Here is a 24,388-nt window from a genome sequence, read left to right as displayed (position 1 = left end):
GTGACTGATCAGTTGTTCGCTCATTTTTTCTATCCTATAAAATTATTCAAAAAAAAGCTCCCGTATACACCAGCATACGCCTACACGTATGGGTCCATACAGGAACTTATATTAATCGGTTTCTACTTTAATCTGGCTACGCAAATAACCATCGATGAATGCATCGAGGTCGCCGTCCATTACTGCCCCTGTATTTCCAGTCTCCACGCTTGTACGGTGATCCTTTACCATACTATAGGGATGGAACACATAGGAGCGAATCTGGCTACCCCATGAAATATCCGACTGATCTCCTCGGATTTCATCCAGCTGTTGTTTTTGCTCTTCAATTTTACGCTCATACAATTTCGAACGAAGCATCTTCATCGCCCGCTCACGGTTCTTGATCTGTGAACGTTCATTCTGACACGTTACAACTACACCTGTCGGAAGGTGGGTAATCCGCACGGCTGAGTCGGTGGTATTGATATGCTGTCCACCCGCGCCACTCGCACGGTAGGTATCAATCTTGAGATCCTCTGTTCGAATGTCCAATTCAATCGTATCATCAATCTCAGGAACCACATCACATGATACGAAGGACGTATGTCTACGGCCCGATGAGTCAAAAGGAGATATCCGCACCAGTCGGTGTACACCCTTCTCGGCTTTCAGATAACCATAAGCATTGTGCCCCTTGATCGATAGCGTGACGCTCTTGATCCCCGCCTCATCTCCTGGCAGATAATCCAGCACCTCAACCTTGAAGCCACGCTTCTCGGACCAACGTGTGTACATCCGCAGTAACATTTGTCCCCAGTCCTGTGACTCGGTACCACCTGCGCCCGGATGAAGCTCTAGAATGGCATCCATCTTATCATACGGCTGGTTCAGGAGCAGCTGAAGTTCGAACTCTGCCACCTTGCTCACGATCGCTGTGACGCTTCTACCGATCTCTGCAGCGAGGTCTTCGTCGCCTTCCTCGTCAGCCAGTTCTACCATCATCACCGCATCATCATAATCCTGTTGGAGTTTGGTGTATTGATCCACAGATCCCTTCACCGCATTTAGCTCAGCGATTACGGATTGCGCCTTGTCACTATCATCCCAGAAATCCGGGGCAGACATCTTCACTTCGAAGTTGCCGATCATCTCTTGCTTCAGATCTAAGTCAAAGAGACCCCCTAAGGTTTGTTAGTTTCTTACCTATTTCACGCAGGTCATGCTTCACGTTTGGATCGATCATGTGCAATTCCTCTTTTCATTAAGATAAGCTCCCCGCATCCAGGGCATTCCTCCAGATCAAGTATCCGATGCGTCACCCTGGTGTTGAGACTACTGTTGTATCAGTATATCTCTTCCCCGTGATCATGGTCATATTATTATAACTATGCACCATTAATCGGATTTGCATCCTTCACTTCATCCTATGGAATACCCGGCTGCAAGGAGCCGTTCATGTCATTCGTATATAAATGAGCCCTTTAACTACTCTTGACCGTGGCAGTGTTTGAACTTCTTGCCACTACCGCATGGGCATGGATCGTTACGTCCGATTTGGTCAGAAACCTTCACTGGACGTTTCTCAGCAGGTTCACCGCTTGTCGAGATCTGACTTTCCTCAACAACCGCTTGACGCTCCTGATTGCTCTCGATCTGTGCTCTCATCACATAAGTCGCTACTTCTTCCTGGATCGAAGCAATCATCTGATGGAACATCTCGAAGCCTTCGAACTGGTATTCACGCAGTGGATCTGTACCACCGTAGGCGCGAAGGTGGATACCTTGACGCAATTGATCCATTGCATCGATATGATCCATCCACTTGCTGTCTACTGCACGGAGCACAACCACTTTCTCGAACTCACGAACCATCTCTTCGCCAATTCGCTCTTCACGTGCATTGTACTTGTTCTGAACTTTCGTGAACAGGAACTCGATGATCTCTTCTGCTTCCTTACCCCACAGATCATCTTTAGTTATGGAACCATCGTCCAGCAATTTGCTGTTCATGTAATCAGCAACTTCCTGAAGCTCCCAGTTTTCCGGGATATCGTCACTACAATGTGCTTCAACGATACGTTCAATGGAAGGCTTGATCATATCCATAACGATTTGTTTGATATTTTCGGACTCCAGTACCTCGCGGCGCTGTTTATATATAATTTCACGTTGTTGGTTCATTACATCATCATATTGGAGAACGACTTTACGCACGTCAAAGTTGTTACCTTCAACACGCTTCTGCGCCGATTCTACTGCACGGGTAATCATCCGGCTCTCGATCGGTTGGTCTTCTTCAAAACCAAGGCGCTCCATCATGTTCAATACATTATCTGCACCGAAACGTCTCATCAATTCATCACCCAGTGACAGGTAGAATTGTGTTGAACCCGGGTCACCTTGACGTCCCGCACGACCACGCAGCTGATTATCAATCCGGCGTGATTCGTGACGCTCAGTACCGATGATATGAAGGCCGCCTACTTCAGCTACACCTTCACCCAAGATAATATCCGTACCCCGTCCAGCCATGTTGGTTGCAATCGTTACTGCACCCGCTTGACCAGCTCCTGAGATGATCTCTGCTTCTTCCGCGTGGTACTTGGCGTTCAGTACCTGGTGTTTGACACCACGGCGCTTAAGCATGTCAGACAGGCGTTCAGAGTTCTCAATGGACACTGTACCAACCAGAATAGGTTGATTCTTACTGTGGCGTGCCACGATCTCTTCTACAACGGCATTGAACTTGCCATCGATGCTCTTATACACGACATCTGCCATGTCATCGCGTTTGTTCGGACGGTTAGTTGGAATTTGCAGTACTTCGAGACCATAGATTTTTTTAAACTCTTCTTCCTCGGTTTTCGCTGTACCTGTCATACCCGCAAGTTTACGGTACATCCGGAAATAGTTCTGGAAGGTAATCGTAGCAAGCGTCATGCTCTCATTTTGTACTTCAATGCCTTCTTTGGCTTCAATCGCCTGGTGCAATCCATCACTGTAACGACGTCCAGACATCAGACGACCTGTGAATTCATCAACGATCATAACTTCCTCATCACTGACAACATAATCCACGTCACGACGCATGATTGCATTAGCTTTCAAGCCCTGTACAATGTGATGGTTGAGAGTTACATTGGCATGATCATACAAGTTCTCGATACCAAATGCTTTCTCTGCTTTTGCCACGCCCGCCTCAGTCAACGCTACGGATTTCACCTTAATGTCTACCGTAAAGTCTTCTTCCGGCACCAAACGTTTCACAAAACGATCTGCTGCATAGTACATATCCGTCGACTTCTGAGCTTGTCCAGAGATAATGAGTGGCGTACGCGCCTCATCGACCAGGATGGAGTCTACTTCATCAATGATACAGAAGAACAATGGACGTTGTACCATTTGTTCTTTGTACAGCACCATGTTGTCACGCAGATAGTCAAAACCAAACTCGTTGTTCGTTCCGTACGTAATATCACATGCATACGCATGTTGTTTCAAAGCATGGTCCATACCGCTCAGGTTAACCCCTACCGACATGCCCATGAATTCATAGATTTGTCCCATTTCCTGGCTATCCCGTTGCGCCAAATAGTCATTGACCGTGACCACGTGTACACCTTTGGACATCAACGCGTTCAGATATACCGGAAGTGTTCCTACCAGCGTTTTACCTTCACCCGTTTTCATCTCGGAAATACGGCCTTCATGCAGAGCGATACCGCCCAGCATCTGTACATCGTAGTGACGTTTGCCCAGCACACGACGTGATGCCTCACGTACGGTTGCAAATGCCTCTGGAAGAAGCTCATCTGTTGTTTCTCCCTTTTCAATACGAGCACGGTATTCGTCCGTTTTACCTTTCAGTTGTTCATCAGACAACGCCTGAAATTGTGGTTCCAGTTTATTGATCACATCGACCGTCTTCATCAGACGTTTAACATCACGTTCATTCATGTCGCCGAAGATCTTTTTGACAAGTCCTAGCATGGTATACCCCTTTCGTGCAAAACAGAATAGACCCCCTGTTGCCGCCATGCGACACCATCGGATGGATATTGCATCCACTTGCCCGGGGGTGACAAACAATATAAAAGTAATATGATGAATCAACTCCAGGCTTGCCAAGGGTTCCTCATGAAGCTGATTCGGTATTCAAACGGATTCGGTTATTAAAAACTAGCCGAAGCCCGAGCCTTGCGAATCATGTTCATGGTGCTGTGCCTGTCATTGATTATGATTAGCGATCATTCGTTGACAATTCCTCATCAGGACAATGATTCTCTTTGCATAAATTGTAACAGTTTGTAAGGGCCGCCGCAACACGCCATGGCACACTTCTTTGAACTTATGAGACATATCAAATGGAGTTTAAGTGCAAAAAATCATAGTCGTTAGCGGAAGCGTTCGATTGTCATGTTTCGTTTTGCAGGATAGACAGCCCTGTCAACGAATTTTGATGGTAAATTTGGATGGAAATCTCAATAACCAGTTCTCGAATGTAGGTATACGGATATTTTCGTAAGCATCGGAATCTGGCAGTAAACTTTTACAGTTTGTGATTCTTCTTACTATCTATTAGACGCAGCAGCACAGGGAATAGTTTCACCATTTTATTTCCAAAGGTGATTTCCCAGTTCCTCTACGCACAAAAGAGCCCCATCCCCTAAGGGATGGAAGCTCTTGTTAAGTCTAATCCAGGAAACTACAGTCCCTGTCTTCATTATTATTAGATATTCATATGCAAGTTCGATCCGATGATCCTGTACGTTAAGATTAACCTTGTTCAATCAATCCGTACTTACCATCGTTCCGTTTGTAAACAACGCTAACTTCTTCACTGTCAATGTTGGAGAATACGAAGAAATTGTGGCCAACCATGTTCATTTGGAGGATGGCCTCTTCCACGTCCATTGGTTTCAACATAAAGCGTTTCGTCCGTACAACTTCAAAATCATCGTCATCCGTGTCCGCATCCAGTTCAGCTGTAGCTACAGTACCTGTTGGATCTTCAACGAAGAGTGTTTTCAGGCTACCTTCCTGGCGGAACTTACGGTTAATTTTTGTTTTGTGTTTGCGGATCTGACGTTCCAGCTTGTCCACCACGGAGTCAATAGATGCGTACATATCGTCGCTCTCATCCTCGGCGCGGAGCACAATGCCTTTCAAAGGGATCGTCACCTCTACCGTATGCAAACCTCTCGTCGTGCTCAATGTAACAGCACCGTCAGAGTTAAGGGGTGCATCGAAATACTTCTCGAGTCTACTCAACTTTTTGTCGACATAATCCTTCAAAGCATCAGTAACCTCGATTTGTTGACCTCGAATACTTAAATTCATAGGGCACTCCTCCTTTTTCCTTTGCCACTTCATTATAACACGAATGTAAGCGCCATGTAAAAACTCCCGGTGACCGAATAATGACATCTGTTCAAGCCACATCTGCCAACGTAGGCATAACGCCATATTTCGCGATATTTCATCATATTCAGCCATAATCGCAAATTTACTTGCTATGTCTTATTAGGCGCTTGATGATGTATTTAACCGTTTTTGAGCCTGCTCAATCTAATATGTAAAATGAACTTCAATCTATCTCTTGAATCTATTAATTTAATAGAAAAATGTTCCTCGGATGATTCTCAAATCTCTTATCTATTGAAACAAAAAAAGACCCCGGAAAGTACCGGAGTCTGATGCTAGCGATAATTCAATTTGGTAACCATCTAACCATATATGTAGGTCGGATTGTCCGGATGATTATAATTTGATTACGTTAGCTGCTTGCGGTCCACGCGCGCCTTCGACGATGTCGAATTCTACGGATTGACCTTCTTCCAAAGTTTTGAATCCTTCGGATTGAATTGCGGAGAAATGTACGAATACGTCGCCGCCATCTTCAGTCTCAATGAAACCGTAACCTTTTTCTGCGTTGAACCATTTTACTTTACCTTGCATGCACTAACATTCCCTTCGTCATCAAATGAAGTGAAGCTTTCGGCCTTAACCTCTGCCCACAATTCAGATAATACCATCCAAAGTTATCCATTGTCAATTGGAAAAGTAAATGTTTTCTTGGAATTTTTTGTAGATTAATTGGGGATTGTGTTGAACGGTGTGATATCTTGAATATATCAGGTAATTGGCGGGTTGGTAATTCTATTTTTGATGTATTGATGATAGGCGATTAGATGAGAGCCTATTGTTTAGATATAGAGTAGATGATACGATTTTCGGAGTTCAGTATTCTATGATTTCGCTATTTAAGCTAAATGTAATTCATAAATTATTTAAAGCAATACTATGCAGAAATAAAAACAGGGCAGATCCTAAAAGATCTACCCTGTTCTTTATATATCATTTTCTTCTATCCATAAGCATACTATCCGGCGCATAGGCAGTCTCATATACATTTCGCTGCATTTTTGCTTGATTACGCTTATGCAACCAATCTTGAGCCTCAATCCGAAGTGCATTCATGCGATCAAGTAAAGTTTTATCATAGGCCAAAATCCGATGAACTTCCCCTTTTTGTTTTACATCCAGAGGAAAACTCTCACTCTCTTTAATTATAGCATCAACAATATGTTGTCGATCCTCTATGAATGTTTCCAGTTCCTCATAGGAGGTCTCCTCAATCCGTTCAATAACTTCCTGAGTCATAGTAGACAAGCGTTCAATAAGATTATCCATGAGCACTTTCAGTCTGCGTAGAGGCTAGTTTAGAGGCTTGCATCCAAGTTTCCCGCAAGTCAGTCAAATATCCAATGGCTTCTTCTGCTTTTTCTGGACTTTTACGAATGTTAGCTTCGATTAAGAGATAATTCGTATACTCATACAGAGCAAATAAGTTTTTGGATACATCGTATGACTGGTCCAATGTGGACATAAGTTCGCTAATAATAGTCTGAGCTTTACCCAGATTAAGATTTGCTTTCTCAATATCCTGGTTATTCAGGCCCTCAAGTCCAACTTTTACAAATCGGATTGCCCCATCATACAGCATAATAACCAATTGAGCTGGCGTTGAAGTCTGAACGGAAGATTGACGATATTTTTCATATGGAGATTTAATCAATTAGGTCACCCTCTATTATAAAATTTCTCTTAGCTTGTGGTAGAGAATAGACTGGACGACTGTGAACTGAGTTTGTTCATTGCTGTTTCCATCGCAGTGAACTGTTTATAATAACGAGTCTCTGTGTTTTCCAAAATTGTAAGCATATTGGTAATTCGATTATTGTACTCTTTGAGTTTCCTACCCATAGCACTTTCTTCTTTGTAACTGACTGTGAGATCAGCTGAGAATTTACTAGTTCCGACACGTGTAACGAGACTATCCAACGAACCTGATATTTTGTCTGCCAACTTGTCAAAAATACCATTATTCGCTTCGCTGCCTGTGCCTTGGAACAAATCCACCGCTTTTTGGGGATTCTCAGTCAAAGCTTTTTTCAAGACGACTTCATCCAGAACAATTTTGCCGCCTGAGTTGTAGGACCCCATTGTAATTCCCATCTCAGACAAAGCGACGACTTGCCCCGATATAATTCCTCTCATGTTAGAAAGCGCTGATCTTAAAATATCATCATTTTTCAATAGACCACTCTTAGCTTTGTCAGTCCAGTTGGTAATATCCGTATCTTTCATTGCTGTCTTTTGTTCGTCGGTCAACGGTTTGAAGTCACGATATTTATTTTCGTCTAACTTCGTATTCAACAACGTTATTAACGAGTTATAGTCCTCTACAAAGCTCTTAATGGTTTGTAAAGCAGTTTCAGTATCACTCGATGTCGTAATGCTGACAGGTATGTCCTTAGAAGGGTCTGCCGGATCTGCTGTCGTCTTCTGAAGAGTTAACTGTACACCGTTAATGGTAACAGTATTGCTCTTGTCCGTATAATCTCTGCCGTTAACACTGAATTTGGCATCTTGAGCATTTGTTGTTTTGTACTTGTCCGGCCCATCATCAACTGGATTATATTTCTGATTAAAGAGTTCAAGTAAACTGTCATCATCTGTTCCTACCAAATCTGCCTTACCGTCCGTACCACTAGTTTTAGAATTAATAATCAACTTACCGCTTATCTCATCGTACTTGGCAGTAACATTAGCTTTGGCATTACCATTAATCGTAGCGACCATCGTAGCGATGGATGTAGATCCGGTGAATAATGACTTACCGTTACTATCGGTAAAACTCACACCGTTAATCGTGAATTTAAATTCTTCAGCATTGAGAGCAGTTCGATCTGCCTCTGTCAGTGTAGCTGGATCTCTTCCTTCTTTCATAATCTGCAAATCAGCTAGCGTCTTGGTGCTGGCTACAGGTACATCAAGACCGAAGGTTTCAACTGTCTTCTTGGTTGCTAATTGCGTAATACTGACTTTCATATCGATTCCGTTAGCAGTAGCTGATGCTTCTGCTTTAAGAGCATCGGCATTCCCACTGACTACAGCTTTTTGTGTATTTAATGCTGCACTCTTACCATACTTGTCAATTAATTTATTTGTACGAAAGTCTACGAGCTTACTATTAATTTCTCTATAGCTATCCCGTTTCCATTCAAGAACTTGCTTATCCTGATTTAGTTTATCCAGCGGAATTCGTTTTGCAACCATCATACTTTTAACCATGCTATCGACGTCCATACCGGAAAAGCCGTTAATACGAGTTACCATGAAACCCCTCCTATAATTATATTTTCTCGTCTACCAATATACCTGCAATTTCCATCATTTTGGCAACTAAGTCTAGCGTTTTCTCTGGTGGAATCTCACGAATAAGTTCCCCCGTATCTTTGTTCATCACTTTCACCATAATATCATGGGTCTTCTCATGTACACTGATTTCCAATGTGGTCTCGGGGCCCTGCAATGATTGCACCGCACGTTCAATTGTTTTAATCAAGTGTTCGTCTGCAATCGAAATTTTGGCACCTTGAATTTCTTTGGTGCTTAGGTCTTTATAATTTTTAATAGCTGACGCTGAAGATATTGACTCACTTGCACTTTGAACAGGAGCTACTTCTGATCGGGGCTGTCCGTTAGCTACGCCGGATGCCGAGAAGGAAAACTGTACATTCATGTGCTCTATCCTCCAAGAACGCTTGATTTATTATATATATCGGTCATTGGTCTTCGTTATTTTAGGGAATTCCTAGCAAAACAAAAAAAAGCCCCGGAATACTCCGGAGCTTTTGGTATTAGAGAAAATCTTAACGAAGCAATTGCAGAACGCCTTGTGGTTGTTGGTTTGCTTGAGCCAACATAGCTTGTGCAGCTTGTGCAAGGATGTTGTTCTTCGTTTGTTCCATCATTTCTTTAGCCATGTCAACGTCACGTACACGGGACTCAGCTGCAGTCAGGTTCTCGGAAGATGTGTTCAAGTTGTTGATTGTGTGTTCCAGACGGTTTTGAACCGCACCCAATTTAGCACGTTCGCTGGAAACAGAGCTGATTGCTTTATCCAAAGAAGTGATTGCATTAGAAGCACCAGCTGTAGTAGAGATATCTACACCAGATACACCCAGAGCAGTGGAACGCATGTCATTTACACCAAAAGTGATGCTTTGACCTTTGTTTGCACCGATTTGGAAAGTAACGCCACCATTACCAGAAGCATCTGTTTGTGCTTGAGTCAAACCAAGATCTTTAACCGTAGTTTTACCAGCAAGATCTTCAAGGTTGATAGGGCCACTTTCGCTAACGATTTCAAGACGTCCATCTGCCAAAGCATTAACTTTAACGTTGCTAATAAAGCCAAAGTCACCAGCAGCTGCTGCTCCAGATGCTGTATTAGCAGCGGCAATTCCAGCATTGATAGATGTTTGCAATGCAGTTGCAACGGCATCCATAGTATCTCCGTTATTTATAGCGCCCATTGTTCCCTGAAGTTTAGTATCACCAATAGTGAAGTTAAATTTATCAGTTGCCGCAATAGCTGTACCGTTATAGTTGCTAGTTCCTGCTGCTGCTGTACCACCAGCCGTTACTCTGTCGAACACCCCGGCACCAGCAACGTTTTCAACAGTTGAAGCAGTTCCTGTAGAACCACTTTCGATTGTAACCAAACCAGCAGCTTGATATCCTTTTACATGTGCTACATTTTTACCAGAAGCATCAATTGCTTCATTGATTTTGCTTACAATCAAGTCAACTGCTTTTTGTCTAGAAGCAGGGTCAGTAGTTACACCCGTCAAGACACTCTTTTCATCTGCACTAAGGTTCTGCCAGTTTACATCAATTTCAGTTCCATCGATGTTCAACGTTTCTTTTACAAAGTCACCAGTAATTGGTTTGTTAGCAGCTACATCAATTGCTGCTGTACCAGCGATTTTACCCGCAGACAACTTAGCAACAGAAGTACCTGTAGTAGAATCCAAACCTACAGAAGCACCAGAAGTTTTCAAAGCGCCGTTCAACAATTTCTTCGTATTGAACTCAGTAGTATCACCGATACGGTCGATTTCGGATTTCAATTGAGAAACTTCGCTTTGCAGTGCTTTACGATCTTCTTCAGTGTTCGTACCGTTAGCGGATTGAACGGAAAGTTCACGTACACGTTGCAGGATGCTGTGAGTTTCGCTCAATGCGCCCTCAGCTGTTTGGATCAAAGAGATACCATCTTGAGCATTTTTGGAAGCCATATCCAAACCGCGGATTTGACCGCGCATTTTTTCGGAGATTGCCAAGCCTGCAGCATCGTCACCAGCACGGTTGATACGAAGACCGGAAGACAATTTCTCGATATTTTTGCTAGTTGCAGCAGAGTTGCTGGACAGTTGGCGGTGAGTGTTCAACGCCGTAATATTATGGTTGATAATCATTTGATATTTCCTCCCTGAAGATAAATTAGTTCCACATCCTTGTGGTAAACGCCGCGACATTAAGGTCGGCCGCCCTGCCGAAGCAGCGTCTAAATTATATATCGACGGAAGGTGAGCAACTGTTTATAGCAAATTGGAATATTTTTAATCTTTTTTGATATCTGTATTTCGCAGACGTTCCATAAAGGCTTCAATATTGGCTGCAAGAGGCGTAGCAGACTCCCGATTAGCCTCTTGAATGGATGCATATATTTCCTGACGGAATATATCAATATGCTTGGGTGCGGAGATTCCAATACGTACTGTATCTCCCTCTACAGCGAGTACAGTCACCTCAATCTGATCCTGAATGATAATAGACTCGCCTTTTTTACGTGATAATACCAGCATTTACACTCCACCTTTCACTGATTTGGCATCGTCTTCTGCCCAGATTAGATGACGTGTATCGTAAGAAGACTGATGGAGCACGACTTGTTTGCCTAAATGCCGCTCGGGATTAAGAACTACGGGTGCAAGCAAGTTCATTGTTGATTTATTCGCCTGTGAATGAATGGTGACCATAGAATATACTGACACTTGCTCTGCAATCTCCAATTCTTCTTTATCTACCTCTCCCAATTCAAAACTATAATCCGGTACAAAAGTAAACGGACTTACCAATAGGAATGCCAGTCCCGGCTCCCTTGTTGATTGTAAATAACTGAAAGGTGTGTCTTCCCAAGGAACCAACACAAACTCGGTTTCTTCTTCAAATCCGGGTAAACCTTTAGGAAATTGATATACATCTTCTGTTTTAATCTCTAATGATCCCCACATGCTTGTCTGAATATGAATAATAAACGCCTCCCTGGCGAAAGTTTTATGCAAAAAGAGCCATAGATGTCTAAGATCAAGACCGTCTATAGCTCAACTTTATAATAACTAGAATCCGATATCTATGGCAGGTGGCGTGTACTGAATCGATGCATACTGCTTCACATAGATATCAAGCTTGCCCCGATTATACTCAATCTCCGGTCTATTCACAATAACATTCATTTCCGAGACGGCTGGAGTAAAGTTAATATCCGGCGCCTGTGCATAGACACGAGTCTCAACATTCCCAGAAGAAGCGGGTGTCCGCGTTTCCGGAAACGGCCTCGCCTGCCAGTCTGAGCCAATAATATTCGCAATAGTATTTCCTGGCTTATGAATTGCAGCCAATTCATTACCCTGCTGAACTCGTTCAGCCATATTTTGCAGAAATATCTGTTGAATGCCTGAATAAATCCGTGCATTCATATCAATCATGTTGCCGCCCGTGTAAGCAGAGAATGCTTTGCTCTGATCTACACTCAGTCTCATCGGATGACTCTCCACCGTTAGCTTGGCAGGTCTGGTATTCAACTGAACCTCAGCTTTGGGTTGACGAATGGAGAACTGTCCTGGATCAGCATCAATACTTAATAGAGTAGGCGTTGTCCTAATCTGAAGAACGGGAAGAGTACTCAAAAGTTAACTCCTCCTTTTTATCTTAAGAAGTCCACCAAAGATGGCGAGATAATTTTGGCACCCGCAGACAAGGAAGCGTTATAGATGTTTTCCTGAATCTTGGATTGCATCGCCAGTTCCGCATAATCCGCATCCTCGACTTTGGATTGTAGATCTGTCAGGTTAATGCCGAGATCATCCAAACGTCCCATCATCAGATCAACCCGGTTCGTTTTGGCACCAATCTCAGAACGGATCGCAAGCATCTTGTCCGTGCGGCTATCGATATGGTCCAACTGATTGGATAACTCTTTTTGATTGCCCTCTGTGAGAGCTTTCATGATGTTGTTCACGATGTTGAACAAGTTATCTTCTTCCGTCTCTGTGCCAAACACTTCATTACCACTTACATTGATAGGCAATTGAACACTTTCACCTACGATGAAGTTAATCTTCCCTTTATCCGTCACAACAGAAGTAGCATTTGTTGTATCTAAAGTACCGTCTGGATTAGCCGGAAAATCATAAGGTTTAACATCATATGTCTCGCCATTAAAAATATACTTTCCGTTAAGCTTACTGTTTGAGATATCAACCAGCTGCTCTTTCAACTGTTTGACCTCTTCGTTAATACTGTCCAGCGCGGACTGAGGATTCGTTCCTGTCGAAGCTTGTACCGTCAACTCGCGCAGGCGCTGTACGGCATTACCCGCCTGATTCATAACCGTATCATTAAACTCAAGCCAGGATATAGCACTGTCTACGTTTTTCTGATATTGATCGTTAGATGAAAGTTCTGCACGATAACGAAGGGAGTAAGTAATCCCTACCGGATCATCCGAAGGTTTGTTGATCTTGCGACCTGTCGCCAGTTGTGTCTGGGTGTTGTTCATCTGCTGCGCGTTCCGGTTCAAATTCAAAAGTAGCTGTGAACTGAGCATGTTATTCGTTATTCTCATGGTCTGTTATGTCACTCCCTTCTATTATCTGCCTACTGTCCCAGTAGAGTTAATCAACTTATCGAGTAATTCATCATATGTGGTCATAAATCGCGCAGATGCGTTATATGCATGCTGGAACTTGATCATATTGGACATTTCTTCATCCAAAGATACACCACTTACAGATTGACGACGGGTGTCCACTTGCTCCACCAGGAACTCCGAGTTGGATGTCTGACGTGCAGCTTCCTGAGATTGTACCCCCAGTTGTCCCACAATGGCACTGAATTGTGCACCGATCGTTGCATTACGTAAACCGTCCGCTGATTTCATCGGTGTATCTTTCAGATTCGCAAGCAGAATGGCAAGTGTATTGTTACCTTTGATTACCGTCTCTGTACCAGAAGCATCCGATGTACGGAGTGAAGTAGCAATTTTATTCGGATCAGCCAAAATTTCGGCATTCAATGAAATATTTCCGGCTGTAATGGCTGTTCCACCACCCGCTGCTGTAAAGAATGGGACTCCTCCAGAATTAGTTCCATCCATACTATATCCGAGTTGGTGCAACCCATTGAGACCTTTGACCGTAACCTTCAGGTCAGTTGCCAGCGTACGTGCTGCACCTGTGTATGTAACTCCATCCAGTACAGTATTATCTGGCAAGACCGAACCTGCCGGGAGGGTGATCTCAATATCACCGTTGGCGAGCGTATTAGCTAAGTCATCCATTTGTTTACGGTAATCACTTACCAATGTATCTCTGGACTTGATCATGCCATGAACTTCACCATTGGTGAGTGTGCCCGCAGTATATGCATCATTCAGAAAAGCAGGATCTACCGCTACTTGTACCGCACCGCCAGTGACGAGTGCCTGTCCATTCATCTGAACCTGGTATCCTTGCGGAGAATCCGTAACTGTAACGTTCATGATTTTGGAAAGCTTGTCCGTCATCAGATCACGTTGGTCACGCAAATCGTTGGCATTGTCGCCAAGAGACTCAATTTTCACGATCGCACTATTGAGGTTTGCAATGTTACCCAGGTAACCTTGAATCTCATTACTTTTCACAGCGATGTTACTATCCAAATCCTGACTAAGCGCGTCCAATTGGCGGCTAATCTGATTCATCGCATCCGTAAGAGCTAGAGTTGTTTCTTTGACAATCCGGCGTGCCGTAACGTCCTCAGGATTCTTACTCAGATCTGACCATGATTTGTAGAAATTATCCATAACGGTTCGGAATCCGGTGTCCGATGGTTCATTTACAATAGCTTCGAGTTTCTCAAGTGTGTCTCGTTGAATGGACCAACTCCCGAAGTTGGTATTTTCATTACGATATTGGTCGTCCAAGAATTTCTCGCGCACACGGGTAATGGAGTCGAACTCCACCCCTGTACCGAGCTGTCCTGGTGTTGTGCTATGCAGAAATGCAAATGGCTCCATTGGAATGGATGCCTGCATGTTTACCTTTTGGCGTGAGTACCCTTCTGTGTTGGCATTGGCTACGTTATGGCCTGTTGTGCTAAGAGCTGTCGTCTGTGTGAACAAACTGCGTTTAGCCGTTTCGATTGAATGAAATGTAGATGTCACCTGGTTTCCCCCTAATTAATCAGGCACGCGTGTCAAACAGACCGATTCGCCCTGGATTGCCGTTCTTATCAGCAGGATGCTGATATGTGGCATCCTGTTCTGGCCGAGAAGCAAAGATATCCATTGAAAGATCAATAAACATCAACGATTGCTCGATCAGCTTTTGATTCAGTTGATTGATTTCCTTTAACTCCTGCAGTGTTCCCGCCAGCTTCTTCTGGACTTCAAGCAATCGCTGTTTGTCAGCCGGATCAAAAATCAGCTTCGAGATCTCTGTAATGTTCAGGTTCAGCATGGACTTGATTCCACGCTCCTGAAGCAATTCATGAACTGCGCTCTGCCGTTCAATCTCCAATGGCTCTTGTTGTTTCATGAAACGGGATTCTTTGTTCAGAACGGCAATGAGTTCATCCACATCGTTTTTGACAATGACCTGTCTCTTGACCTCGCTGAGTGCCAGCATATCGCGGTGACTTTGTTCCATTTGCTGCAAAACTGCAATTAATCTGTCCAGTGCTGCCATTACGTGACCACCTATTCCTTATCAAAAGACTTAAAATACGGCAGCAGCTTGTCAGCAAGCTTGCTGCTATCTACCTGATACGTTCCCGAACTGACCTGTTCTTTCAGTTCCTGTATCCGCTGAATGCGTCCTGCATCTTGTGTACGCCCTTGTTCCTCAAGCATCTTCATCGCCTCCGGAGAAATGGATACCTCGTCCTTACGGCGGCTCTTCTTGGCATCAGCCTGCTGATTGGATTCAACGTTCCTTTGATATGAATTGATGGCGCCAATTCTACTCGGTTCATTGATTTTCATATGAACTACACTTCCTTCCACGTTAGAATTTTACATTGATATGCGTTTTTCTTACTTTATCTTTATGTTATCGAAATGATTAGGATAATAAAAAAAACCGATAATCTTTAATAAGTTTATCGGTACGTTTCAAAACATTTGTTATAGCAAGATCTGTATTTAAGACCTCGTTCCTATGAATCGCGTAGTTTGTCGACAGCATTGTAGGTTCGTCCGCCTATATTGCCGTTATCCTTCTGACCTACATCACGAGCTGCACTAGCTAAGTCTTTCGTCAAGCGATGACGACAAGAGTCACACATATGACCTTCACGAATCAATGTTCCGCATACTTCACAAGGATACATCATATTCGGGGCATTTTCGATGGAAATCCGTCCCTCACGGATGAACTTGGTAATGGTTTTGATCGAAACATCTGTTGCATCAGATAGTTCCTGAATATTGGTGCCTTTGTTTTCGCGCAAATAATCTACACAGATCTGATATTCCTGTTCCATTTCTTTAATACAATTCGAGCATACATCTCGAAAATTCAACGCATATAATTTACCACAGCGAGGACAATTACCCAGATTCATCGCTAAAACGCCCCTCTCAAACTTCCATTTCCGAATAGATAATAACTATACATTACCTTATTTTCTCTGATGAAGCCATAGTCTATTTACAGAAGAAAAGAGGGGGACAGGATGCATATATACGCAAGCCCGTCCCCCATTATACCTCTCTAATTCAAAGTTCTAGTACTTAGAACAGAAGACCATACACTTGAGTTCTGTTCATTGAATGCCCGTATGCGATATTTATGCAAACTGGACGGTAACAGGTCAGAATGAATAAACGTTGCATCACTGACAGTCGCCACAATTTGTCCATCGGCTTCAATTCCGTAAGTCGAAGCTCCCACAACCGGGTCCCACGTCAGAATAACGTTTGTTCTGTCCGAAGTTCCCTTCAGCACAGGTGTAGTTAATTGAGTCATTCCCGTTATGAGCTCACTCCAAGCTCCCGCACCAGAAGTATTTTTGGCACGAATTCGGAAGGTATGCTCTGTATTTGGTGCAAGCCCGCTCTTCGTATAAGCAACTCCACTCACAGCAACCACCGTACCATCAATCTCCAGATCATACCCGGTAGCTCCTGTAACAGCACCCCATCTCAGCGAGATAGCCGCTGTGGTTGCTGAGTTAATACTCAAACCTGAGACACTCGCAGGTAACGTAGTTTGCGACAAGCTCGCTGTCCATGCACTCACATTGGTGTCGGTCAGGGCACGAATACGATATTTATGAATGGTGCCACCAAGCACTCCATTATGGACATACAAGAGATCACTTACCGTAGCAACCACTATGCCATCTGTCTCAATCTCATATTTTGTTGCACCAGCAACTTCATTCCATGTCAGCGTAACTGAGGTTTCTTCAGGTACAGCTTTCAACGTCGTTGGTACATTTAATTGAGTCGAAGCGGTTACGATCTCACTCCAGCTACCAATGCCGGCAGCATTTTTGGCACGAATGCGGAAGGTATGATCTGTATTGGCCAGAAGACCGCTTTTCGTATAAGCAGCTCCACTCACCGAAATTAGAACACCGTCAATTTCCAAATCGTAAGCAGTAGCGCCTGTAACAGGGCTCCATTTCAATGAAATAGCAACAGGTGTAGCTGTATTTAACATGAAACCATTAACTGTAGCAGGGATGGTGCTTTGCGTCATCACTGCTGTCCATGCACTTGTGTTGGTATCCGTCATCGCACGAATGCGATATTTATGAGCCGTTCCTGGTAACAATGATGTATGGGTGAAGCTAGGCTCTTCTACTGTTGCCACTACTGCTCCATCCGCCTCAATTTCATATTTCGTTGCATCTACTACATCAGCCCATGTCAGGTTAATTGCAGTTTCTTCCGATGCTGCTTTTAGTACCGGTGTGTTCAAAAGCGTCGTTCCACTGATCAAGTCACTCCACGCCCCTACACCAGCGGCATTTTTCGAGCGAATACGGAAGGTATGGTCTGTATTGGCTGCAAGCCCGCTCTTCGTATACGCTACTCCCGTTACTGGGACAATGGTGCCATCAATTTCTAGGTCATACCCCGTTGCCCCGGCCACTGCTGTCCATTTTAGAGTGATGCCCACATTCGTAACAGAACCAATATTAAGTCCTGCAACTGAAGCAGGTATCGTACTTTGAGACAGCACAGCAGTCCAGGCACTCGTATTGGTATTCGTTAGAGCACGTATACGATACTTGTGTGCAGTTCCTGGTAACAATCCATTATGTGAGTATGCCGGGTCACTAACTGTGGCAATAACTGCACCATCTGCTTCAATTTCATAAGTGGTTGCATCTGCTACCTCAGCCCATGTGAGGTTGATTGCAGTCTCTTCCGATGTCACTTTCAAAACGGGTGTGTTCAACTGCGTTGTTCCACTGATCAGATCACTCCATGTACCTACACCGGCGGCATTTTTCGAGCGAATACGGAAGGTGTGATCTGTGTTTGTTGCAAGACCGCTCTTCGTATACGCTACTCCCGTTACTGGGACAACAGTACCGTCGATCTCCAGATCATATCCTGTTGCACCTGTAACTGCTGTCCACTTCAATGCAATAGCCACGTTCGTTATTGAACTAATGGTCAATCCTGTCACTGAAGCAGGAATCGTGCTTTGCGTCAGAGTTGCTGTCCATGCACTTGTATTGGTCTCGGCTAACGCACGAATGCGATATTTATGGGCTGTTCCTGGAAGCAGTGTTGTATGGGTAAAGCTAGGTTCCCCTACTGTTGCTACTACTGCTCCATCGGCTTCAATCTCATACTTCGTTGCATCAGCAATGGCTGCCCATGTCAAATTGATTGCAGTTTCTTCTGATGTTGCTTTTAATACCGGTGTATTTAGAAGTGTTGTTCCACTGATCAACTCACTCCATGCCCCTACGCCGGCGGCGTTCTTGGAACGGATTCGGAAGGTATGATCTGTATTGGCTACAAGACCACTCTTTGTATAAGCTACTCCCGTCACTGGGACAACCGTTCCATCGATCTCTAGATCATATCCCGTTGCACCTGTAACTGCTGTCCATTTCAGTGCAATGGCTACGTTCGTAGCCGAGCTAACCGTTAAGCCTGTAACTGATGCAGGTATAGTACTCTGCGTCAGAATTGCTGTCCATGCACTTGTATTGGTATCCGTCAACGCACGAATGCGATACTTATGGGCAGTTCCTGACAGCAGTGCTGCATGGCTATAGTTAGTCTCTTCTACTATTGCCACTACTACTCCGTCCGCCTCAATCTCGTATGTAGTCGCATCTGGTACATCTGCCCAAGTCAGATTGATACTTGTTTCTGCTGAAGTAGCCTTTAATACAGGTGTATTCAACAGTGTCGTTGTACTGAGCGGATCACTCCATTCACCCACACCTGCAGCATTTTTCGAACGAATACGGAAGGTGTGTTCTGTATTTGCTGCAAGGTTACTCTTTGTGTAGGCTACGCCAGTGACAGGTACAATTGCACCGTCAATCTCCAAATCATACCCTGTCGCCCCTGTCACTGCTGTCCATTTCAGACCAACAGCTGCATTAGTGACCGAATTTATAGTGAGATTCGAAACAGGACCAGGGAGTGTACTTTGGGACAAAATTGCAGTCCATGCACTTGTATTGGTATCATTCAAAGCTCGTACACGATATTTATGAAGTGTCCCTGGTGATAGATCAGAGTGTGTATAAGCTGGATCTATAACAATTCCTATATTAACTCCATCAGCTTCCACCTCATAAGAGGTAGCCCCCTCAATTGCAGGCCATACCAAAATCATCTCTTCTTGCGATGAAATTGCTTTAAGAACAGGCGTACTTAAAAGTGTCGAAACAGTTAGCATATCAGTCCACTTACCTACGCCGCCTGCATTTTTAGATCTCAATCGAAATGTGTGCTCGGTATTGGGCGTAAGAGCCGTCTTGCTGTACGTTGTACCAGAGACCGGAACGATGATCCCATCAACCTCCAGATCATATCCACTAGAACCTTTAATTGCAGTCCAACTTAAAGAGATTTTATTGAATGTATTTTCTGTAATCTTCAAACCACTGGCTGAGTCTGGCACAACAAGTTGCGTAGCCATTCTACTCCAGTTGCTCTCATTATCTGAAGATACTGCTTTTAATGCATAGGTATGACTGGAATTGGCCTCCAAACCAACGTGTTCGTAATTCGTTACATTACCTAGATCAATCGGGGCTTCACCATCAATCTGAAGTTGATAACCATCGGCATAATTAATTGCAGCCCACTCTATTATATTTTTCCCTTGCTCAGAGCTCGTGGAGATCACAGGTTCGTTAAGCAGTGTTTTGATATTAAAGACACTACTCCATTCACTTTTTCCTATCGAATTTATAGCACGTATTTTGTAAGAGTAAATTTTGTTAGGAATAAGTACAGCATCATCGAAGCTGGTACCATAATAAGGCCCCATTAAAATACCATCACGCTCAATTTCATACTGTACAGCTTCCTGTGCATGATCCCAGCGAATATGAGTCGTGTTTTCACTTGAGTTACCCGTTATATTCGAAGGCACAGAGGGTACATTATTAATCGGTAACGGATTTACCTCCTGTTTGGTAAAAGAAGCGGGTTCAGCTTTACGTGTATAATACGGATTTAGTTCAGAGTAAAAATCTACAACCTCTCCCGTATCTGCGTTCACAACCAGACTTAGCTGTCTAACATCATAATCGTGTACATCAATTGGCGTTAGTTGGCCTAGCACATTATAGTGTGTGATCGTCCATTGACCAACTTGGTTAAACGGCTGTCTGTACGTCATCTCGGTAGCAATCTCACGAACTTTGCTCAGATCGATAAGAAAAGCATTGTCGATCTGTCCAGAATATACTGAAGTATACGATCCAAAACTTATATTGGTAATATCACTTGTGAAACCCAGGATAGACTGCATTCTGGTGAACGAATAACCTGATGATGAAATATTGTAGGATCTCGCCCAGCTTAAATTAATATCTTTCTGGTTCAGCTGTAACTTACCGTTATTATCAGTCATTACATATTGGTAATCATTACTTGATGAGACTATCCCGCTTCCTACTGCTGCATGTGCCCGTTTTCCCCCGTACACACCAAACTGTCCGAATACCAGCATGAATACTAGTAGACGGACGGTCCATAAGTAAAATCCATTTTTTCTTTTTCCTGCGACCACTTTTGTTCTCCCCTTCAACAGATATGTTGTGCCACTCCCTATGCTGTCACCTGTGGTGAACGGCAAAACTATCTATTCTGCGCGAGAAAATCAATTCCTCTTTTTTACATGTAAAAAATCCCTATGACACTTTCATTCATGATTTCTTTAAACAACCATATTTCAAATGCTATAAACGGAAAGCAGATACGCACAAATATACCAATCATTAATAAAAGAATATATTTTCCTGTCTACTATTAATCATAGAGTATAGATCACCCACCTAAAGTGGCTGAAGAATGCTGGACTGTCATTTATTACTTGGATTTACTTTCTAGGACCTTGCCAGTGTCAGCGTGTAAATCTCGACCGGAATCTCCATGTAGAAGCCAGCATTTAGAATAACCCGCCCACAAGCGTCCAAGGTGCTACCTGTTGTGTATATATCATCGATCAGCAGTAACTGTATGGGTTTGGCATGTGACATGCCCTTTTGTGTTGGCAGATGAGATCCCCTGTATAGCTCTTCAATTAACTTCATGCCATCCGGGTTGATGGAAAAAGCGTTCTTCATCGTTTCAATACGCTCACCGCGTGATTTAAAGCTTTGTTTGGTTGTGTTGATCTGGCGCTGCAACAGATCAACGATGGGTAGGCGGCAGGCGGTGGCGAGCCCAGCAGCCAGCCGCTCCGCCTGATTGAAGCCACGCTCGGCCAGACGCTCGCTGCTCACCGGGACATAGGTGACCGCGTCAGGCCGCCATTGCGGCTTCGTTTGTTGAGCATGTGTGGCGGAATGAGCCACGGGGGCTGGGGGTTCTTTTGCCAAAGCAGAATTCTGCTCCTCGCTCATCGCTTGAAAGGCTTGAATCAATAGCGCGGTTAGGAGCGGCGCGTATCGTTCGTGGCCTCGAAATTTGTACATGCCTATCCATTCTTTCATAAGAGGGTTGTATTGTATGGCGCTGCGGTTGGAGATAAAAGAACGGTTTTGCATGTGTGGACGAGCACAGTCCGGGCAACCGACACCCCGACCACAACGCAGGCAACGGATGGAACGAATCCATGGAATCTGCTTCACACAACGTTGGCATATGCCTGGATAGGTAGAAGACAGAATCGCTCGAGTCCCACATGTCAGACAAGTCGCTCCCGGCGGGGCGAGCAGGTGATGAAGACGCTGGGTCAGGTGCTGTGCATGATCGGTTATGTTGCTGAGCCAGTTGAACATAGGGGGCATACCTCCAGTCTCGGGAATGTATTGTGAAATGCGGATACGAACTGGGCAGATGACAATTATGTCTTGGATGGTGGATGCAGGTAGCCTTTGCGACGAGCGATGGTGTTCATTTTCCTAATCTGGGCAACGGCCTTCACCTGAGAACGTGTCCGACGAGACGAAGCAAAAACCACTCTGCCCGCCGGGTCATCCATCGAACGCCCTGCTCTGCCTGCCATCTGAACCAGTGAAGCTTCATCAAAGAGACTATTGTCTGCATCCAATATAAAAACATCACTGCGCGGAATGGTCACGCCACGCTCCAGAATTGTTGTCGTTACGAGCAAACGAATGTTGCGTTCACGAAAGGCTATAACTTTGCTAGCGCGATCAGGGTCCTGAGATGAAGTTCCTTCGATATGGATTCCGGGAAAGGTACGACGCATTAGATTCACAAACGCCTCAATCTGGGCAATGCGTGTTACAAAGACAAATACCTGAGCGTCACGCTTCAATGAAATTTGGATGTTAGTCCTCAAGGCAGAAGGAAGATTTCGTTTCTTAATACATTCAGCAACGGTAACCATTTTGATCAATCTTGGCACGGGCAAAGGATGACGGTGGAAACGTACTGGAACTTTGGAATGAGTGAGTTTTCTCTGCTCTGCTTCCCTCTGTAGCCGAGCTGGCGGTGTAGCAGACAGATAGACGAAATTCCCGTCCGGTTTACAGGAGGATGCCGCCGCGTGAGCGAGCATGGGATCATTGTGATAAGGGAATGCATCAAGTTCGTCGATAATGACGAGATCGAATCCCTGGTAAAAACGCATCAGTTGGTGTGTGGTCGCAAGCGTGAGCTGAGCGTCTTTCCAGCGTTCGTCACTGCCTCCGTATAGGGTAGCGAGCGAAGTGTCCGGAAAAGCTTTAGCTAGACGCGGAGCCAGTTCCAGCACCACATCCCTGCGCGGTGTAGCGACCAGAGCTCGTCCGCCACGATCCAATGTATGTTGGAGCAGTGGGAATATCATCTCGGTCTTGCCGGCCCCGGTCACGGCCCACAGCAAGAACCGCCCCGGCCCATCCCCTGCGGGTGGCCGGGCCAAAAATGCAAGCGCCGCCGCTGCTGCCGCGCTCTGCGCTGCGCTAAGCCCCCACCGGGCGAGCCCGCCGCCGGTGGGGGCCAAGGCCGTGCCACGCGGTGCTTCGCCGCGTCGTGGCACGGCCCCTTGCGCTGCACTGCGTAGCAGCAGCGCACAGGCACGGCTGCGCCCGAGCGCGAGGCAAGCCTCGCAGTAGGCGCACGCCGCCAGGCCGCAGGCAGCGCAGGGCACGCGCTGCCTGGCTTCGCTGCCACAGCGGTGGCAGCGGGGCGCGCTCCGCGCGCGTCCAAGCCACGCGTGCCGACGGCGCGTGGCAGGCCCTTCGAGGGCGGCTGTGATACTCAGCCGCCCATGCAAGCGCGCGAGCTGCGCAGCCGCGCGCCACTCCCTTGGCGGCTGGGCGGTATCCGCCAGCAACGCCTCCGCCTCGGCCGCCAGTAATTGGCGGCCGCTGATCCGCTCAGCCAGCAGGGCCGCGTCCCGCTCCAGCTGAGCCCACTGCCCGGCGGGATACGGCTCGGGCATCCCGCCTACCTGAATGCCACGCACAGCAGCACTCCCCGCTTTGCCCGCTATAACTTTTCTCGCCTCAACTTCCCCCGAGGCGAGTTCATATACATCCAGCTTCCGTGCAAGATAGTTCTGCCATTCGCGCTGGCCCCACTGATCCATACCTCGCTCCATCTCATAATGTTCAACCAACCAGGATGCCTGACTTAACGGTAACGCCTTGTCTAACAGCAACCAGCGCAGCACATGTCGCCCACTTCCTCCCTCCAGCCACCAAGCCACATCCACTCGAATATCGAGTGATAACAACATGCTCCACCCTTCCCCTACACGGCACACATACAAAGCAACCTTCATTTACTCTCCTCCCCCATCGTACTTTCTCCTGAACGCAAAAAAAGCACATGCCAACCCGGCTGTTCGCCGGGAGCATGTGCTTCATGTCCATATTCCATCTTCTTATGATCAATCTACTTATCACTATACCAATTGAATCTTTACATCACAAGGTTAGTCACACAACATGATCCATCACACCAATTCTGCTAATAACCAGAATCTTTCTATAAAATTGCGAAACTTTTTCCAATCTGAATCGTCTATACTTTTAAATTAAGAGTTCTGACTTCGAAAAGTTTATTTTAATACTCATGAACTCATCAAAACCCAGACAATAACCATAGATTGCATAAAAA

General features: G+C 45.1%; 21 protein-coding genes. 1 reads left to right on the top strand and 20 read right to left on the bottom strand.

What is annotated here, in order from left to right; genetic code table 11:
• Nucleotides 1-111: 111 nt before the first annotated feature.
• From prfB to ACDJ59_RS28950, 19 genes are all read right to left on the bottom strand, one after another.
• Nucleotides 112-1,225 (bottom strand): peptide chain release factor 2 gene (gene prfB, locus ACDJ59_RS29040; RefSeq protein ID WP_101313559.1). Its coding sequence is split into 2 segments (ribosomal slippage): nt 112-1,152 and nt 1,154-1,225, totalling 1,113 coding nucleotides; the frame shifts between segments, so codons are not numbered across the junction.
• Nucleotides 1,226-1,467: 242 nt separating this feature from the next.
• Nucleotides 1,468-3,972 carry a preprotein translocase subunit SecA gene (secA, locus tag ACDJ59_RS29035; protein ID WP_340907192.1) on the bottom strand — a complete coding sequence of 835 codons (2,505 nt, stop codon included), beginning with the start codon at nt 3,970-3,972 and terminating at the stop codon, nt 1,468-1,470.
• Between the two features lie 786 nt (nt 3,973-4,758).
• A complete protein-coding gene (gene hpf, locus ACDJ59_RS29030) occupies nt 4,759-5,322 on the bottom strand; it encodes a ribosome hibernation-promoting factor, HPF/YfiA family (RefSeq protein WP_017691993.1) in 564 nt (187 codons plus the stop codon).
• Between the two features lie 420 nt (nt 5,323-5,742).
• Nucleotides 5,743-5,940: a cold shock domain-containing protein gene (locus ACDJ59_RS29025; protein WP_024631599.1), complete on the bottom strand. Its 198-nt coding sequence runs from the start codon at nt 5,938-5,940 to the stop codon at nt 5,743-5,745.
• A 399-nt stretch (nt 5,941-6,339) separates the two neighbouring features.
• Complete coding sequence (locus ACDJ59_RS29020) at nt 6,340-6,645, bottom strand: hypothetical protein (RefSeq protein ID WP_413407054.1); 306 nt, start codon at nt 6,643-6,645, stop codon at nt 6,340-6,342.
• A 22-nt stretch (nt 6,646-6,667) separates the two neighbouring features.
• Nucleotides 6,668-7,060, bottom strand: coding sequence for a flagellar export chaperone FliS (fliS, locus tag ACDJ59_RS29015; RefSeq protein ID WP_036612461.1), 393 nt, complete (start codon nt 7,058-7,060; stop codon nt 6,668-6,670).
• A 29-nt stretch (nt 7,061-7,089) separates the two neighbouring features.
• Entirely contained in the window at nt 7,090-8,664 is a 1,575-nt protein-coding gene (gene fliD, locus ACDJ59_RS29010) for a flagellar filament capping protein FliD (RefSeq protein WP_413407053.1), read from the bottom strand.
• A 16-nt stretch (nt 8,665-8,680) separates the two neighbouring features.
• The gene (locus ACDJ59_RS29005; RefSeq protein ID WP_413407052.1) at nt 8,681-9,070 is read right to left on the bottom strand and encodes a flagellar protein FlaG; all 390 of its coding nucleotides are present in this window, start codon (nt 9,068-9,070) and stop codon (nt 8,681-8,683) included.
• A 130-nt stretch (nt 9,071-9,200) separates the two neighbouring features.
• A complete protein-coding gene (locus ACDJ59_RS29000; protein ID WP_413407051.1) occupies nt 9,201-10,811 on the bottom strand; it encodes a flagellin in 1,611 nt (536 codons plus the stop codon).
• Nucleotides 10,812-10,955: 144 nt separating this feature from the next.
• Nucleotides 10,956-11,201, bottom strand: a complete 246-nt coding sequence (gene csrA, locus ACDJ59_RS28995) for a carbon storage regulator CsrA (protein WP_036612471.1) — start codon at nt 11,199-11,201, stop codon at nt 10,956-10,958.
• Nucleotides 11,202-11,630, bottom strand: coding sequence for a flagellar assembly protein FliW (gene fliW, locus ACDJ59_RS28990; protein ID WP_413407050.1), 429 nt, complete (start codon nt 11,628-11,630; stop codon nt 11,202-11,204).
• Nucleotides 11,631-11,735: 105 nt separating this feature from the next.
• Entirely contained in the window at nt 11,736-12,305 is a 570-nt protein-coding gene (locus ACDJ59_RS28985) for a DUF6470 family protein (protein WP_076328748.1), read from the bottom strand.
• A gap of 17 nt (nt 12,306-12,322) precedes the next feature.
• Nucleotides 12,323-13,243: a flagellar hook-associated protein FlgL gene (flgL, locus tag ACDJ59_RS28980; protein ID WP_413407049.1), complete on the bottom strand. Its 921-nt coding sequence runs from the start codon at nt 13,241-13,243 to the stop codon at nt 12,323-12,325.
• 24 nt (nt 13,244-13,267) lie between these two features.
• Complete coding sequence (gene flgK / locus ACDJ59_RS28975) at nt 13,268-14,821, bottom strand: flagellar hook-associated protein FlgK (protein ID WP_413407048.1); 1,554 nt, start codon at nt 14,819-14,821, stop codon at nt 13,268-13,270.
• A gap of 19 nt (nt 14,822-14,840) precedes the next feature.
• Entirely contained in the window at nt 14,841-15,344 is a 504-nt protein-coding gene (locus ACDJ59_RS28970) for a flagellar protein FlgN (protein WP_076333996.1), read from the bottom strand.
• Between the two features lie 11 nt (nt 15,345-15,355).
• Nucleotides 15,356-15,640: a flagellar biosynthesis anti-sigma factor FlgM gene (gene flgM / locus ACDJ59_RS28965; protein WP_053779526.1), complete on the bottom strand. Its 285-nt coding sequence runs from the start codon at nt 15,638-15,640 to the stop codon at nt 15,356-15,358.
• A gap of 173 nt (nt 15,641-15,813) precedes the next feature.
• Nucleotides 15,814-16,221: a TIGR03826 family flagellar region protein gene (locus tag ACDJ59_RS28960; protein ID WP_076209820.1), complete on the bottom strand. Its 408-nt coding sequence runs from the start codon at nt 16,219-16,221 to the stop codon at nt 15,814-15,816.
• A 149-nt stretch (nt 16,222-16,370) separates the two neighbouring features.
• Complete coding sequence (locus ACDJ59_RS28955) at nt 16,371-20,948, bottom strand: fibronectin type III domain-containing protein (protein WP_413407047.1); 4,578 nt, start codon at nt 20,946-20,948, stop codon at nt 16,371-16,373.
• 250 nt (nt 20,949-21,198) lie between these two features.
• Nucleotides 21,199-21,669, bottom strand: coding sequence for a ComF family protein (locus tag ACDJ59_RS28950; RefSeq protein WP_413407046.1), 471 nt, complete (start codon nt 21,667-21,669; stop codon nt 21,199-21,201).
• Nucleotides 21,670-21,768: 99 nt separating this feature from the next.
• On the opposite strand from ACDJ59_RS28950, the gene ACDJ59_RS28945 reads away from it, so the two are divergent.
• Nucleotides 21,769-22,131 (top strand): hypothetical protein, encoded by a 363-nt coding sequence (locus ACDJ59_RS28945; RefSeq protein WP_413407045.1) that lies wholly within the window; start codon nt 21,769-21,771, stop codon nt 22,129-22,131.
• Between the two features lie 29 nt (nt 22,132-22,160).
• Here ACDJ59_RS28945 and ACDJ59_RS28940 read toward each other — a convergent pair whose 3' ends face one another.
• The gene (locus ACDJ59_RS28940; protein ID WP_413407044.1) at nt 22,161-24,050 is read right to left on the bottom strand and encodes a helicase-related protein; all 1,890 of its coding nucleotides are present in this window, start codon (nt 24,048-24,050) and stop codon (nt 22,161-22,163) included.
• Between the last annotated feature and the right edge of the window lie 338 nt (nt 24,051-24,388).

It is taken from the genome of Paenibacillus amylolyticus, assembly GCF_047302515.1.
Taxonomy (GTDB): domain Bacteria; phylum Bacillota; class Bacilli; order Paenibacillales; family Paenibacillaceae; genus Paenibacillus; species Paenibacillus amylolyticus_G.
This window is presented reverse-complemented; position numbering and strand designations above follow the sequence as displayed.